The 14,969-nt window shown below is 66.7% G+C and carries 12 protein-coding genes; 5 read left to right on the top strand and 7 right to left on the bottom strand.

What is annotated here, in order from left to right:
- Positions 1–41: 41 nt before the first annotated feature.
- The 4 genes from ACIP90_RS11030 to ACIP90_RS11015 form a co-directional block, all read right to left on the bottom strand.
- Complete coding sequence (locus tag ACIP90_RS11030) at positions 42–2,225, bottom strand: alpha-galactosidase (protein WP_400579348.1); 2,184 nt, start codon at positions 2,223–2,225, stop codon at positions 42–44.
- A gap of 167 nt (positions 2,226–2,392) precedes the next feature.
- The gene (locus ACIP90_RS11025) at positions 2,393–3,736 is read right to left on the bottom strand and encodes an ABC transporter substrate-binding protein (protein WP_400579347.1); all 1,344 of its coding nucleotides are present in this window, start codon (positions 3,734–3,736) and stop codon (positions 2,393–2,395) included.
- A 52-nt stretch (positions 3,737–3,788) separates the two neighbouring features.
- On the bottom strand, positions 3,789–4,712 hold the full coding sequence (locus ACIP90_RS11020) for a carbohydrate ABC transporter permease (RefSeq protein ID WP_400579345.1): 924 nt from the start codon (positions 4,710–4,712) through the stop codon (positions 3,789–3,791).
- A 10-nt stretch (positions 4,713–4,722) separates the two neighbouring features.
- Entirely contained in the window at positions 4,723–5,667 is a 945-nt protein-coding gene (locus ACIP90_RS11015; RefSeq protein WP_400579344.1) for a carbohydrate ABC transporter permease, read from the bottom strand.
- A 214-nt stretch (positions 5,668–5,881) separates the two neighbouring features.
- Between ACIP90_RS11015 and ACIP90_RS11010 the strand changes: the two genes are divergently transcribed.
- A complete protein-coding gene (locus ACIP90_RS11010) occupies positions 5,882–7,084 on the top strand; it encodes a Gfo/Idh/MocA family protein (RefSeq protein ID WP_400579343.1) in 1,203 nt (400 codons plus the stop codon).
- Between the two features lie 14 nt (positions 7,085–7,098).
- Entirely contained in the window at positions 7,099–8,118 is a 1,020-nt protein-coding gene (locus ACIP90_RS11005) for a LacI family DNA-binding transcriptional regulator (protein WP_400579341.1), read from the top strand.
- A gap of 9 nt (positions 8,119–8,127) precedes the next feature.
- Here ACIP90_RS11005 and ACIP90_RS11000 read toward each other — a convergent pair whose 3' ends face one another.
- Together ACIP90_RS11000 and acs are read right to left on the bottom strand one after the other, a co-directional pair.
- Entirely contained in the window at positions 8,128–8,910 is a 783-nt protein-coding gene (locus ACIP90_RS11000; RefSeq protein ID WP_400579340.1) for a DeoR/GlpR family DNA-binding transcription regulator, read from the bottom strand.
- 164 nt (positions 8,911–9,074) lie between these two features.
- Positions 9,075–11,114 carry an acetate--CoA ligase gene (acs, locus tag ACIP90_RS10995; RefSeq protein ID WP_400579385.1) on the bottom strand — a complete coding sequence of 680 codons (2,040 nt, stop codon included), beginning with the start codon at positions 11,112–11,114 and terminating at the stop codon, positions 9,075–9,077.
- Between the two features lie 411 nt (positions 11,115–11,525).
- Between acs and ACIP90_RS10990 the strand changes: the two genes are divergently transcribed.
- Genes ACIP90_RS10990 through ACIP90_RS10980 form a run of 3 tightly spaced genes read left to right on the top strand, consistent with a single transcriptional unit; the run spans position 11,526 to position 14,659 of the window.
- Positions 11,526–13,019, top strand: coding sequence for a hypothetical protein (locus ACIP90_RS10990; protein ID WP_400579339.1), 1,494 nt, complete (start codon positions 11,526–11,528; stop codon positions 13,017–13,019).
- Positions 13,020–13,073: 54 nt separating this feature from the next.
- Entirely contained in the window at positions 13,074–13,985 is a 912-nt protein-coding gene (gene nth, locus ACIP90_RS10985) for an endonuclease III (protein WP_400579384.1), read from the top strand.
- Positions 13,982–14,659, top strand: coding sequence for an NUDIX hydrolase (locus ACIP90_RS10980; protein WP_400579338.1), 678 nt, complete (start codon positions 13,982–13,984; stop codon positions 14,657–14,659). The genes nth and ACIP90_RS10980 overlap by 4 nt, the downstream gene beginning before the upstream one ends.
- 25 nt (positions 14,660–14,684) lie before the next feature.
- Here ACIP90_RS10980 and ACIP90_RS10975 read toward each other — a convergent pair whose 3' ends face one another.
- Complete coding sequence (locus tag ACIP90_RS10975; RefSeq protein ID WP_400579337.1) at positions 14,685–14,882, bottom strand: YegP family protein; 198 nt, start codon at positions 14,880–14,882, stop codon at positions 14,685–14,687.
- Positions 14,883–14,969: the final 87 nt, after the last annotated feature.

Raw genomic sequence — 14,969 nt, 5'->3', positions numbered from 1 at the left:
GCGGGAACGGCGGGGCAATCCGCGATGTGGACTTTCGAAGCCTAGAGGGCCGTGACCTTCAGCAGCAGCGCGTGCTCCGGGTTGAGGTTGGGCATGGCGAGTCCCACCTCGGCCAGGAAACGGCCGTTTGCTTCTGCCCCGGTAGCGAGCCAGGCCGGCGACTGGATCTGCGTGAAGGTATGAACGTAATCGGCGTCCCCCGGCGTCGGGAAGATGGCCTCCACGCGGTAGCGGCGTGCCGCCTCGAGTCCGGGAAGGGCGACGCGTCCCAGCTGTTCCGCGAACGACGTGCGCGTGCTCACCAGGGCGAACAGGGCCGCCGTCGTGCCGGTTGCGAGGGAACCGGCTGCTGCCAGCACGCCGTGCAGCAAGAGCGAATCGTCAGGGACGTCCGCCCGGACCATCCGGCCGCTGTGGATCAGCCCGCGGTGTTCCTTGTACAGCGCGATGAAGCGCCTGAGTTCCTCGCGCTGCTCGCCCTGGACCTCCCGGACGTCCCATTCCATGCCGAAGTGGCCGAAAAGAGCCGTGATGGCGCGGAAGGAGAGGTGGTGCGTGCGTGCGGTGGTGTGCGATGTGGTGGGGCCGATGTGTCCGCCCACCAGCTCGGGCGGAACCACGATGCCGGTCCAGCGCTGGATGGTCTGCCGCTCCAGCGCATCGTTGCAGTCCGAACCCCAGATGCGGTCCGTGCGCTCGAGGATGCCCAGGTCCACGCGTGCCCCGCCGGATGAGCAGCTTTCAATCTCGACGCCGGGGTGGGCCTTGCGCAGTTCGTCGAACAGGCGGTAGGCAGCGAGGGTCTGCTCGTGGACTGAAGAGCGTCCGGCGTGCCCGTGCTCCGTGAGGTCCCGGTTCTGGTCCCACTTGAGGTAGCTGATGTTGTTCTCGCGGAGGAGGGCGTCAATCCGTTCAAAGACGTACTGCCACGCCTCCGGGTTCACAAGGTCGATGATGTGCTGGTTCCGCCAGGCCAGCGGCAGGCGCCCGCCGTCCTTATGGGAGACGGCGGCCGGCCCCACGACCCAGTCCGGGTGCGCGCGTGCGACGTCGGAGTTGAGGTTAATCATCTCGGGTTCCACCCACAGGCCGAACTCCATCCCGCGGGACGTGACGGCGTCGATGAGCGGCGTCAGCCCGTCCGGCCAGAGCGTCTCGTCCACGAACCAGTCGCCCAGGCCGGCTGTGTCGTCGCGGCGGCCGCGGAACCAGCCGTCGTCCAGGACGAACCGCTCCACGCCGAGATCGGCGGCCGAGTCCGCAAGTTCGATCAGGGTGGCCAGGTTGTGGTCGAAGTAGACTGCTTCCCACGTGTTCAGCACCACGGGGCGCGGCTTTCCGCCGCCCGCAGCCGGCAGCACATGGTGCGGGCGCGAACGGAACCAGCTGTAGAACGCCTCGCTGATGCCGTCGAGGCCGCGGTCGGAGTAGGCGGCGAAGAGCGTGGGCGTGGTGTAGCCGGCGCCGGGCTCGAGGACCACTTCGGCCGGGCCCAGCAGTTCGGAGCCGCCGATCATGGTGCGCCCGTCCGCGAGCGTGTCAGCGAACTGTTCGTGGTTGCCGCTCCAGGCCAGGTGCGTGGCCCAGACCCGGCCGTGGCGGTTACCGAAGCCGGCGGAGCCGGCCGCGAACAGCAGTGAGGAGTCGTGGCCGGTGCGGCCGTGGCGGCCGGTGCGCACCCACGTGCCCTGCTGGATGGGACGGCGCTGCGGATGCCGTTCCCGGCACCAGCGTCCGGTCAGGTCGAGAAGTTCGACGGCGTCCGGCGCCACCGGGAGGACGGTGGCCAGTTCGTCCAGCTGGAACGGTGAGGTTCCGGTGTTCGTGACGGTGTGGCGCAGTTCCAGCAGGCCGCCGCCGTGCAGGGCGAGCGTGGATTCGACGGTGATGCCGGCGTCGGCATCCTGCTGAACGACGGCGGCAGAGTTGCCGTTGGCTGCGGCGCGCACGGCGCGCAGGCGAACAGAGAAATCGAGGCCGGAGACGCCGTCGGCGATGCGGTGGCCGCGCAGTGCCGGCCGGCCGCGCCAGCCGGAGGATGCCTGGGGGAGCAACCCCGCGGGGACGGTGGCGTCGATGGCGGAGTGGGGGATGGCCCCGGTGAGGATCGCCAGGTCCGGGAGTTCGCTGCCAAGGTCGGCGCCCCAGTGGATGACCTCGGCCTCCCCGCTGCTGAAGCTGATCACCAGGCTGGTGCCGGCGGAACGGAGGTGCAGGGGATCCATAGGTAAGTCTCTTTCGGTAATCAAGGTGTGCGCAAGGTGGCGCTGGAACGGTGTTGGAGAGGTGGAGCCGGCGTGGTCCGGATGCCGCCGCCGCGAGGAGGAAGCGGCGGCACCCGGGCCGGGTGGCTGCGGCCACATCCGCAGTCACAGCTTTGGGGGGAGTGCCCCTACTTGAACAGGCTGTTGACCTGTTCGTTGGCCTGGGTCAGGGAGCTGGCGGGTGCCTTGCCGGATACGACGGCGTCCATGGCAGGCTCCATGATGCCCTTGACCTTGGCGGTGTTGTCAGTGATGGGGTACAGGAACGTGGTCTTGTTCTTGACGTGCTCGGTGAAGGCCGTAACGTCCACGTTCTTGGCGTTGAACGCTGCCGCTGCCTTGTCGGAGGAGCTCTTGAGCGCCGGGAAGACAACCGCCTTTGACGCCACGACGTCCTGGCACGCGGCCGAGGCGAGGTACTCGACCCACTTCACCGAGGCGGCGGGGTTCTTGGTGCCTGCCCAGATGGAATCGGCCAGGCCGTTGAACATGCTGGCACGCTTGCCTTCCGGTCCTGCAGGCGTGGGGGCGATGCCCACCTTGACGTTCTTGTAGCCCGTGTACTGGCCGATCATCCAGGACCCGTGTGCGTTGATGGCCGACTTCCCGGCTGCAAAGGTATCTGCCATGCTAGCGCCGACGGTGGTCTCCAGCCTGGGCATGTAGCCCTTTTCAGCCAGCCCCGCGAACCAGTCGATGGAGGCCTGGAACCTGGAGTCATCGTAGTTGTAGTGCGTGCCCCACGGGTTCTTGTCCGTGTGGGACCAGCCGGTGGTGTTGGTCAGGTAGCTCCACTCAGTCTGGCCGGAGGAATCGCCGCCGCCGTTGAGCCCGAGGCCGTACACTGCGACGTTGTTCTTGTCGAAGCCGGCCTCATCCCCGCGCTTGCCGTTCTTGTCAACGGTCAGATGGGCGATGATTTTCTCGTAGCTGCCGCCGTCCTCCGGGTTCCAGGTGAGGTTCTTCATCTCGTCCTCCGAGATGCCTGCGTTGGCGAGCATCGCCTTGTTGTAGAACAGCGCGATCGTGTCCCAGTCCTTAGGCAGGCCGTAGCGCTTGCCGTCCTGGCCCACCCAGAGGTCCGCGAGACCCTCGTTGTAGGCAGCAAGGTCCACGTTGTCCTTCTCCACTGCGTCGTCAATAGGCAGCAGCTGCTTGTTCTCGGCCAGCTCCCCGTAGCGTCCGAGGTGGTTGGTGAACACGTCGGGAGCCGTTCCGCCCACAAAGCCGTTGGTGAGCATGCTCCAGTAGTCGTCCCAGCCGCGCTGGGTGATCTTGACCTTGATGTCCGGGTTGGCCTTGGTGAAATCGTCAGCGCACTGCTGGTAGGCGGGGAGCTGGTTGGCGTCCCAGAGCCAGTAGTTGATTTCGCCCTTGGCTTCGGACGAGCCGGCGGAGGAACCGCCGCCACAGGCGGACAGGGACAGTGCGATCGTGGCGGCGGCGGCGATGGCGCCGAGGGTTCTTTTCATGATGGACCTTTCGGAGGGGCAGGAGGGTGGGTTGGTTGAGTGCAAAAGAGGACTATTTGATGCCGGAGAAGCCGATGGAGTTCACAATTCTCTTGCCGAAGGCGGCGAAGAGAACCAGGACCGGCAGCGCCGAAATCAACGTGGCGGCCATGAGGCCGGACCAGTCGGGTGCTCCCTGCGGGGACTGAGATTTGAAGACGCCGAGGCCTACCTGCAGGACACGTACGTCGTCCTGGGAACCGACCAGCAGCGGCCAGAAGTATTCGTTCCACTGGCCGATGAAAGTGAGCAGGGCCAGCGTGGCCAGCGGCGCGGCGGCGTTGGGCAGCACGATCTGGAAGAAGATGCGCAGATGCTTGGCGCCGTCCAGCATGGCGGCCTCTTCGACCTCCCGGGACATGTTCAGGAAGAACTGCCGCAGGAAGAAGATGGCGAAGGGGGTCATGAAGATGTAGGGCAGCACCATGCCGAGCATCGTGTTGAGCAGGTCCAGGTTCTTGATCAGCAGGAAGTTGGGCAGGGCCGTGAAGATCGGCGGAACCAGCATGGTCCCCAGGAACAGGCTGAAGACGGCGTTCCGGCCTTTCCAGCGCAGCCGGGCGAAGGCGTAGGCGGCCATCGCGCTGAAGAACACGGCGCCGGCGGTGGTTATTGAAGAGAAAATGATCGAGTTGCGAAGGTACAGCCAGAAGCTGATGGCGGCCCCGGAACCGCCTTCCGCGACGGCCTCGGCCGGGCTCTGCAGGCCGAGTACGCGCTTGAACGCGCCAAAGGTGAAGTCCGCCGGCAGCAGGCTGGCCGATTGGGACGCCAGCGCGCTGTTGGTGGACAGCGCCGTGCGCAGGACCCACAGGAATGGCAGTACGGAAACGGCGATGGCCAGGATGAGCAGTGCCCAGGCCACCGCTCGGCGGGCGTTGAACGGGCGACGGCGGGCAGCGGCAGGCTGCTGTGCGTGGCTGGTGGTGGTGTTCATGCTGGGTTCCTTAGTCCAGGTCCGACTCATTGCCCCGGAGGAACTTCATCTGGACGAAGGCCACAAGAGCGAGGATGAGGAAGAGGATGACGGCGATGGCGGATCCGTAGCCGAAGTCCGACTCCGTGAAGGCCCGCTGGTAGATGTAGTACTGAACGACCCGGGTGGCGTTGACCGGGCCGCCCTGGGTGGTTACGGCCACGGTGTCGAAGACCTGGAAGGAACCGATTACCGTCACGACGAGAACCAGGACCATGACCGGGCGCAGCAGCGGCAAGGTGATCTTGCGGAAGGTCTGGAAGGGTGAAGCGCCGTCCAGGTTTGCTACTTCATAGAGGTGCTGCGGGATGGCCTGGAGGCCGGCGAAGATCAGCAGGGCCGTGTAGCCCATGTGGCGCCAAGTGTTGATCAGGGCCTGCGTGGGGATGGCCCACTCTTCGCTGCCGAAGAATGCGGCGCGGGAGAGCCCTGTCCATTCGAGGATCTGGTTCACGACGCCGATCTGGTAATCCAGCATCCAAAACCAGAGCAAGGCAGCGATGACATTGGACATCAGGTAGGGCAGGAGCAGGGTCCCGCGAATGATGGTGGATTTGGCGACCTGGTGCATCAGGAGGGCCAGTCCAAGCGCCAAGGCTGTCTGGAGGGCGATGTTGATGAGGACATACTGCCCGGTGACGGCCAGGGAGTTCCAGAACAGCGGATCCTTCGCGATCGCTGCGTAGTTGTCGAAACCGATCCATTCGGGATCTCCGAGGATGTTGTACTCCGTGAAACTCAGGTACACGCCGCGGAGCGTGGGGACCACGAAGAAGGTAATGAACCCGATCATCGCGGGGAGGATGAACAGAAGCGCAATCCTGAGGTCGCCCAGGCCGGACAGCCGGCGCCGCCTGACGGGGTCGCGCAGCTGTTGTTCCCCGGCAGGGGCGCTGTTCTTGGTAAGGGTGGTCATCGTCGACCCTTCCTGGGTGTGTGATGGAACTAACAATCGCCACCGAATCTACACGAGTAGAAATTGGATCGCAAGGATATTTGCCAAGCAATGCCGCCCCAAGATCTCTGCAACGTTGCAGATGTTGACTCGAGTAGATCCGACTGAAAGACTGTGCACCAACACGAATCGTGCACCGGACGGCGGTGCGGCCATGGCCGGAAAGGCAGGAACAATGACGTTTTCAATCGGAGTTGTAGGGGTCGGGCAGTTCGGCGGCCAGTTCGCCCATCTCTTCAACCTCCACCCCGGAGTCAGCGAGGTCTTTGCCGTGGACGAGCGGCCGGAGCGCGCCGACGAGGCCATCGCGCGGTATGGCCTCGCCGGCTCCCTCGGCACCTTCGAGGAACTGCTGGCGTCCGACGTCGACGCCGTCGCCATCTTCACGCAGCGGTGGACCCACGGCCCGCTGGTTGAGCGGGCCCTGCGGGCCGGAAAGCATGTCTATTCGGCTGTGCCCATGGCGGTCACCGAGGATGAGATCGCGAGGATCATCGACGCCGTCCGCGAGACCCGCAAGGTCTACATGATGGGTGAAACCAGCTACTACAACCCGGCCACGGTCTACGCCCGGAGGCAGCACGAGGCCGGCAGGTTTGGCAGGGTTTTCTACTCCGAAGGCGACTACGTCCACGACATGGACCTGGGTTTTTACGACGCCTACCAGTACAGCGGGGGAGAGCGCTGGAAGGAGACCGCCAGCTACCCTCCCATGCTGTACCCGACCCACGCGATCGGTGGGGTCCTGGGCGCGCTGCCCGCCCACGCCGTGAGCGTCAGCTGCGTCGGCGTCCGGGACGACCGCCAGGACGGGGTGTTCGACAAGGACGTCAGCATGTTCGGCAACGACTTTTCCAACGCCACGGCCCTGTTCGAACTGAACGACGGCGGCGCCATGCGGACCAACGAAATGCGCCGGGTGGGTTACCCGTCGCACATCCGCGAGTCCCGGTTCCGCTTCTTCGGCACCGAGGCCAGCTTCGAGCAGCTGGCCAAGGTGACCGTGTGGCAGGACAAGGCCAACGTCCACGACATCTCCGAGCAGATGGAGTCCCGGCCCAGCATGGCCCTGGACGATCCCTCGCTCGCCAACGTGTCACCCGAACTGCGGGACGCCTTCGTGTCCGGACTGGCCCCGGTGCATGACAGCAGCCGGCTTCCGGAGGAATTCCGCGGCGCTCCCAACGGCCACGAAGGCAGCCACCACTTCCTGGTGGACGACTTTGTCACGGCCGTGAATACCGGGTCCCTGCCGCCCGTCAACGCATGGACGGCGGCGCGCTTCACGCTGCCCGGCATCGTGGCCCACGAGTCGGCCCGGAGAAACGGTGAGCGCCTGCCCATCCGTGACTTTGGAGATGCCCCGGGTGTGCTGTAGCTAGCATGGACACCATGACCATTCCTGCAGTGCCCGCCCCGCGGACCCAAGTGACCCGCAAGGATGTTGCCCGGTACGCCGGGGTGAGCACCGCCGTCGTCAGCTATGTAGTTAATGGCGGGCCGAAGAAGGTGGCACCGGCCACCGAAGCGAAGGTCCAGGAAGCCATCCGGCAACTGGGCTACCGTCCGAATGCGGCTGCGAGGGCCCTGAAGCTGGGGTCCAGCGAAACGATCGGTCTGGTCATCCCGGACAACAGCAACCCTTTCTTCTCGATGCTGGCCCATGCTGTGGAGGATGCGGCTGCCGCTCTCGGGTACGCCCTGGTGCTGACGAATTCGGACGGCAACCTAGCCAAGGAGCGCAGGAACATCCGGAACCTCGCGGCGCGGCAGGTGGACGGCGTGGTGCTGGCGAGCGTGCTGTTCGAGCCGGACCTGGCCGATTTGGAAACCGCGGAGATCCCGTCCGTGCTCCTGAGCCACAGCGGGAGTTCGGCCGGGGTCACCACGGTCGGCGTGGACCTGGCCAAGGGTGCCCGTACCGCCGTCGAACACTTGATCGGGCATGGCCATACCAACATCGGGCTGGCCATGGGCACCACTACAGGCAACGAAGCGGACGCCCGCGAAGACGGCTGGCTGCAGGCACTCAAGGATGCGGGGCTGCCGGAGGGCCCGATTGCCCGCAGTGCTTTCACCCGGGTTGGCGGTTACGCCGCGGGACAGCGGCTCCTGGCGTCGGGACACCGGCCCACCGCCATCTTTGCCAGCTCTGACATGCAGGCCATCGGCATTCTCCGCGCGCTCCACGAGGCGGGCCTCTCCGTCCCGGGGGACATCGCGCTTGCCTCCTTCGACGGCTCGGAGGACGCGGAATACTCCTGGCCGACGCTTACCACCGTGGAGCAGCCCGTGCGTGACATGGCCGAGGCCGCCGTCCGCGCGCTCGTCGGAGCGGACCGCGGCACCCCCGGACAGCACCGCGTCTTCCCGACCAGGCTGCTGGTCAGGCAGTCCTGCGGCTGCCCGTGAGACCGTACCTTAAACCAGCCGGAGCCGGCTGACCCGGTCCCTGAGGATCCGCTGGGCCTCGGGGGACAGGCCGGCATCGCTGATCACCTCGTCGGCGTCCTCAAGCTTCGCTATGGTGCTGATGCCCTGGGTGCCCCACTTGGTGTGGTCCGCGAGGACCACCACCTTGCGGGATGCGGCCACGAAGGCGCGGTTCGTTTCCGCTTCCAGGAGGTTCGGCGTGGTGTAGCCGGCCTCTTCGTCCATGCCGTGCACGCCGAGGAACAACAGATCCAGGTGGAGCTGCCGCAGCGCCGCCGTGGCGATGGGACCCACCAGGGCGTCCGACGGCGTGCGCTCGCCTCCGATGAGGATCACCGTGGAGGCGTGGCGGCCCGAGCCTGCCGCCGAGGCGTGGTGGAAGAGGTCCGCGATCTTCACTGAGTTGGTCACGGCGGTGATCCGGGGCCCGTTTACCAGTTCCTTGGCAAGGGCCCACGTTGTGGTGCCGGCGCTGAGGGCCACTGCCATGCCCTCGTGCACCAGCGTGGCGGCTTCGAGGGCTATGGCCCGCTTCTCCGCCGTCAGCTGGGTGGATTTCAGTTCGAAGCCGGGCTCATGGGTGCTGGCGTCGCCGGGCAGCTTGGCGCCCCCGTGGATCCGCTCCACCTGGCCGCTTTCCTCCAGCAGCTCGATGTCGCGACGCACCGTCATCAGGGAAACTCCCAGCTGCTGGGCCAAGTCCGACACCCGGACCACCCGCTCGCGCTGGACTGCGTCCACAATGGATTGGTGGCGGGCGGCGGGAAGCATCGGGATCCTTTCAGGCGACAAGACCGCGGGCGGCGCTCTCATAGCCCATCATCGCGTACTCCTCGCAAAAGGGAACAGGAAAGCTCGAAAAACAACATTAGGCGCGGGCAATGAACCGGGCCCGCCCGGGTCATCCGGACGGGCCCAGTTCACAGCGGATGCGCCTACTTCTTCAGCGACGCCGCGATCTGCTGCATCACCGTGTTGTCGGCGAGCGTGGTGGCATCCCCGACGTCGCGTCCCTCGGCGACGTCCTTGAGGAGCCGCCGCATGATCTTGCCCGAGCGGGTCTTGGGCAGTTCGGGAACCACCAGGATGTTCTTCGGCTTGGCGATGGGCCCGATTTCCTTGCCCACGTGGTTGCGGAGTTCCTGGACGATTTCGTCCCCGGAGTCCACGGCGTCACCGCGGAGGATGACGAACGCCACGACGGCCTGGCCGGTGGTTTCGTCGGCGGCGCCGACGACGGCAGCTTCAGCAACGGCCGGGTGGCTTACGAGGGCGGACTCGATTTCCGTGGTGGAGAGCCGGTGCCCGGAGACGTTCATGACGTCGTCCACGCGGCCCAGGAGCCAGATGTCGCCGTCCTCGTCCTTCTTGGCGCCGTCGCCGGCGAAATACATGGTCTCGAAGCGGGACCAGTAAGTGTCTTTGAACCGCTCGGGGTCGCCCCAGATGCCGCGGAGCATTGCCGGCCAGGGCTCGCGGATCACCAGGAAGCCGCCGTGGCCGTTGGGGACCGATTTGCCGTTTTCGTCGACGACGTCCACGGCGATGCCGGGCAGCGGCACCTGGGCGGAGCCGGGCTTGGCGGCGGTGACGCCGGGCAGCGGGGCGATCATCTGGGCGCCGGTTTCGGTCTGCCACCAGGTGTCCACGATGGGGGCAGGGTTGTCCTTCTTCTCGCCGTGCTTGCCGGCGTTGCCGCCGATGACGTCGCGGTACCACATCCAGGCTTCGGGGTTGATGGGTTCGCCCACGGAGCCCAGGACCCGGATGGAGGACAGGTCGTACTTGTCCGGGATGTCCCGGCCCCACTTCATGAAGGTCCTGATCGCTGTGGGGGCTGTGTAGAGGATGGAGACCTTGTACTTCTCCACGATCTCCCACCAGCGGCCCTGGTGCGGGGAGTCGGGCGTGCCTTCGTACATGACCTGGGTGGCGCCGTTGATGAGCGGGGCGTAGGCGACGTAGGAGTGCCCGGTGACCCATCCGACGTCGGCCGTGCACCAGTACACGTCAGTTTCCGGGTGCAGGTCAAAGACCGCCTTGTGCGTGAACGCGGTCTGGGTGAGGTAGCCGCCGGTGGTGTGCAGGATGCCCTTGGGCTTGCCGGTGGTGCCGGAGGTGTAAAGGATGAACAGCGGGTGCTCGGAGTCGTGCCCGACGGCGGTGTGTTCCGCGGACGCGGCTCCGACGGTGTCGTCCCACCAGTGGTCGCGGCCCTCGTGCCAGTCCACGTCCTGGCCGTTGCGTTTGACCACCACGACGTTCTGTACGGTGTGGCCGCCCCCGCTTCCCTCAAGGGACAGGGCTGCGTCCACCGCGGGCTTCAGGGCGCTGGGCTTGCCGCGGCGGTAGGTGCCGTCGGCGGTGACGACGAGCTTGGCCTCGGCATCCTCGATGCGGGACCGGAGTGCGTCCGCGGAGAAGCCGCCGAATACCACCGAATGCACCGCCCCGATGCGGGCACAGGCCAGCAGGGTGATCACGGCCTCAGGGATCATGGGCAGGTACACCGCCACGCGGTCGCCCTTGGCAACGCCGAGGGATTCAAAGGCGTTCGCGGCCTTCTTGACCTCCTCTGTCAGCTCCGCGTAGGTGTAGGCGCGGGAGTCCCCGGGCTCGCCCTCGAAGTAGATGGCCACCCGATCGCCGAGCCCGTTCTCAACGTGGCGGTCCAAGGCGTTGTACGCGGCGTTGACCTCGCCGCCGACGAACCACTTCGCGAACGGCGGGTCGGACCAGTCCAAAGCCTGCGTGAAGTCCTTCTCCCACGTCAGCAGCCCGCGCGCCTGCTTGGCCCAAAACGCCGGGCGGTCGGCGTCCGCCTCGGCGTACACTTCCGCGCCAACCACCGCGTTGGCGGCGAAGTCCTCGGAGGGGGCAAACTTGCGGTTCTCATGCAGCAGATTTTCAAGAGCGTCGCCCTGCTGGGCGGGGCTGGCGGCGGTGGCTGTCGAGCCGGGAGTGTCTTGGGACATGGTGAACCTCATCATTCATCGATCTTTGCTGCGCGGGCGGACCGCGGCCCCGCCGTCACCCGCCGCACAGCGCATCGTCGGGGAGCGGCCGGTCGCGGACGTACCGCAAAGAGCTGTTCCGGAAAACAGCCTATCGCTTCCCGCCATTCCGGCGTGTCCCGCGTCACACGGCGAACAGTGAGCGGTGCGGATTAAGCGACGAATGGTCTCTCCAAAGGCATCCTGCCGTCGCCTGGCGGACACCCTCCCGCGGCCGGTCAGCTAGTGATCATGCAAGCAACTGGCTAGGCTGAGAGGGACTCGTGACAGAGGCCGGAGGCAGCCTGACCCCCGAGGTCAGGGGCGCCGGCCATCAGGTGCCGCCCTGTATTGGACAGCCGTTTAGGGTGCCGCCACGCTAAGGAGAACAGTATGAATCAGCAAAGCCACGACCAGCCGGGCTTGGCCCAGCCGGGTCCAGCCCAGCGCGACCTGGGTCATCCGACTCCGGAAGGTCCGTCCCGGAGCGGTGGAGCGGAACTCAAGGACGCAGCGGGGGATGCGGCTCAAGGCGCGGCCCAGGGTGCCGGCGCCGGCGCCCACGCGGTGACCCCGAAAGCCGGCGAGCCTGCTGAAAACGCCTCCCGCAACTCGGATGTCCCGGCTGACAAGAGCACCGGGGTCAGGAACGAGGCCGTCGTCGGTCCGTTTACTGTCCGCGATGTAACCGTCTTTGCCGCCACGCTGGTTCTCTTCGTCGCATCGCTGGTTCCGATGTTCTCCCCCAGGTACAACCTGTGGAACCTGGGCAGTCTGTTCTTCCTCGGACTGGGAATTGTCCTTCCGCTCCTTGTGTCGGCGCTGTTCGTGGCCCGCCGCCTTGCCCCGGAAACGAAGGTGCGGATCGGCTCACTGTCCATTGATCAGTTCGGCTCCGTGGTGGCCTCCTTTTCCGTGGCCTTCTTCTTCCTGGCCAGCGCCGAGGGCTTCACGCCGTTCCTGCTGGTTGCCCTGATCGGTTCGCTGGTACTGCTCGCCGCCACGGTGCTGGCGCGCCTCATCCCCTTCTTCGCCGGCGACTTCCTGGACCGTGCCGAAGTGCCCGCCCACGTCATGGCACGGGAGTCGACGGTTCCCGTGCGGAAGCCGAGGCCGGCAAAGGCCCCCAAGGCTGCCAAGCCTGCCAAGGCCGCCGACGCAAAGCCGTCACTGCAGAGCCCGACGGCGGCCGGCCACTACGCTGCCGGCCAGACTTCCGGTGGCCGGACCGCCGGCAGCGCGGCTGCTGCAGGCACTCCGGGCACCGCCGGCGCCGCAGGGGCTGCCGGCGCGCAGTCGGCAGCAACCCCCGGGGCCGGAGCCCCAGCCGGAGTCGTGGGCGCCGCGTCTGCCGGGGCATGGTCCGCCTCCAGCTCAGCGGCAGCGGCCCCGGCAACTGAAGCGGCCGCCGTCGTGCCTTCTGCCGCGGAGACCGCGGCAGAGCGGCGCGCAGTTACGGAGCCGGCCTCGCCGGCAGAAGAGACCCAGCTGGACGGAGTCCCGGTCGCCAGTGCAGCTGCACCTGCCGACAAGGCAACTGCGGCTGTACCTGCTGAGGAGGCACGTGCGGCCTCGGCCACCCCAGCCACGGCCGTGCACCCCCAGGTGAAGGCCCACGAGCCGGTGCGGTCCCAGGAACCGATCGGCGCCACCGTGGACCCCTCCAGCCGTCCGGAGGAATCGGAGCAGCCCGTCCACGAGGCTTTCTGGTTCGCTGTGGCGCAGCACCGCACGGCCGTGGACGAGCGCACCGGTGCACCTTTGTTCGGCATCGAACCCGGCGGCTGGGTGCTTGCGCTGGAAGACCGGGGCGACGAATTCCTGGTCCAGCACACGGACGGCCGCGTGGGCGTTCTGCGCGATCTCAGCAACATCGAGCGCGGCTAGCGGGCCGCCGTGGCCACCTCCCGCACGCCCCGCCGCGCCACACCGCTGAACAGCATGCCCGCCGAGGCAGGCCCGCCGGCGGATGCTGCACCCGGTGCTGGTGCTGGTCCGGGTGTTGCTGGTCCGCCCGCGGCGGCTTCGGCCGGTGCTGGCGCCGGTGCGTCCGCCGGTGCAAAGCGGCTGTCCGGTGAGTCGGCGCTGGCCCTGAAGCGGCGGGCGCGGCGAATCAACCGGGCGCTGGCCGAGCAATACCCCTACGCCCATGCCGAGCTCGATTTCCGGTCTCCTTTTGAGCTGCTCGTGGCCACTGTGCTCTCGGCGCAGACCACTGACGTGACGGTCAACCTCATCACCCCGCTGCTCTTCGCCCGGTACCCGGACGCGCGCAGCATGGCCGAGGCGGACACCGCGGAGCTTGAGGCGATTATCAAGCCGACCGGGTTCTTCCGTGCCAAGACGAAAAACCTCATGGCCCTGGCCACCCGGCTGGTGGATGAGTTCGACGGCGTGGTGCCTGCCAGGATCGAGGATCTGGTGACTCTTCCGGGCGTCGGACGGAAGACCGCCAACGTGGTGCTGGGAAACGCCTTTGGCATTCCGGGCATCACGGTGGACACACACTTCGGGCGGCTCGCGCGCCGTTTCGGCTGGACGGACTCCGACGATCCCGTCCGCATCGAGTCGGACGTGGCCGAACTGTTTGAGCCCAAGGACTGGACCATGCTGTCACACCGCGTGGTCTTCCACGGCCGGAGGGTCTGCCACTCCCGGAAGCCTGCCTGCGGCGCCTGCGCCGTGGCCAACTGGTGTCCCGCCTTCGGCATGGGGGAGACAGACCCGGCGAAGGCCGCGAAGCTCCTCAAGTACGAACTCGCGCCGGGCAACGAAGAGCTCCTGGGCAGGCTCCTCGCGGAGACCCATCGTGCCGCGGAGATCCGGATGGATTCCCAGCGGAGGTCGCCGTGACCGCACACCGGGACCTGGTGGGTCTGGTGGAATCCATCAGGGCGGGAAACGGACCAGCCCGTAATCCGTACTGGGAGACGCTGACAGTCGACGCGTCGGTGGCACGCAGGGCCGCCGTGCTGATCCTGTTCGGTACGCTCGACAACGTGCCGGCGGAATCGGGAAAACCCCTGGCGCCCGCCGATCTGGACGTTCTGCTCCTTGAGCGGGCACACACACTGGATGACCATCCCGGCCAGGTGGCATTTCCCGGAGGCGGCATCGATCCCGACGAATCACCTGTCGCCGCGGCCCTCCGCGAGGCGCAGGAAGAGACAGGCGTGGACCCCAGGGGCGTGGAAGTGCTCGGCGCCCTGCCGGAGCTGGCGCTGCCGCGCGGCAATTACCTCGTGACGCCCGTACTGGGCTGGTGGGCCTCGCCGTCCCCGGTCCACGTGGTTGACTACGGTGAGTCCGCCCAGGTCTTCCGCGTTCCGGTCCGGGACCTGCTGGACCCCGAGAACCGGGCCATGGCAACTGTCACCAGGATGGACCGGACGTTCCAGAGTCCGGCGTTCACCGTGAAGGACGTTGTGGTCTGGGGCTTCACGGGGATGATCCTGAATGAACTCTTTGACCAGCTGGGCTGGTCGGTCCCGTGGGACCGGACACGGCTGCACCCACTGAACGTGTAGGTAATCAGGTCGGCCCTTATGCGGGCTAGCTCTGGTGCTGCGGCTGCCGCAGATCCACCACGAGTCCTGTTGCGGCGTTCTCCCGCATGGCATTGATGCCCGCTACTACGCCGGAAAGGCTCTTGTACCGCGGCGACTCGGCAACCACGTTGCCGTCCCCGTCTTTGAGCCGGAACTTGTAGAACTTCTCGTTGTCCTGGTGTACTTCAAATCTGCCCGCCATCGGCCGGACCCCCCTGATATGCTTCCTTGCACTTGCCGGGCCAACTCACTGCCACTGCCCGGTTACCCAAGAGAGTAATGTGACGCG

Origin of the sequence: Arthrobacter sp. NPDC093139 (genome assembly GCF_044754165.1) — a bacterium.
GTDB lineage: Bacteria > Actinomycetota > Actinomycetes > Actinomycetales > Micrococcaceae > Arthrobacter.
Note: the sequence above shows the minus strand (reverse complement) of the source record. Positions and strands in the feature narration are given on the sequence as shown.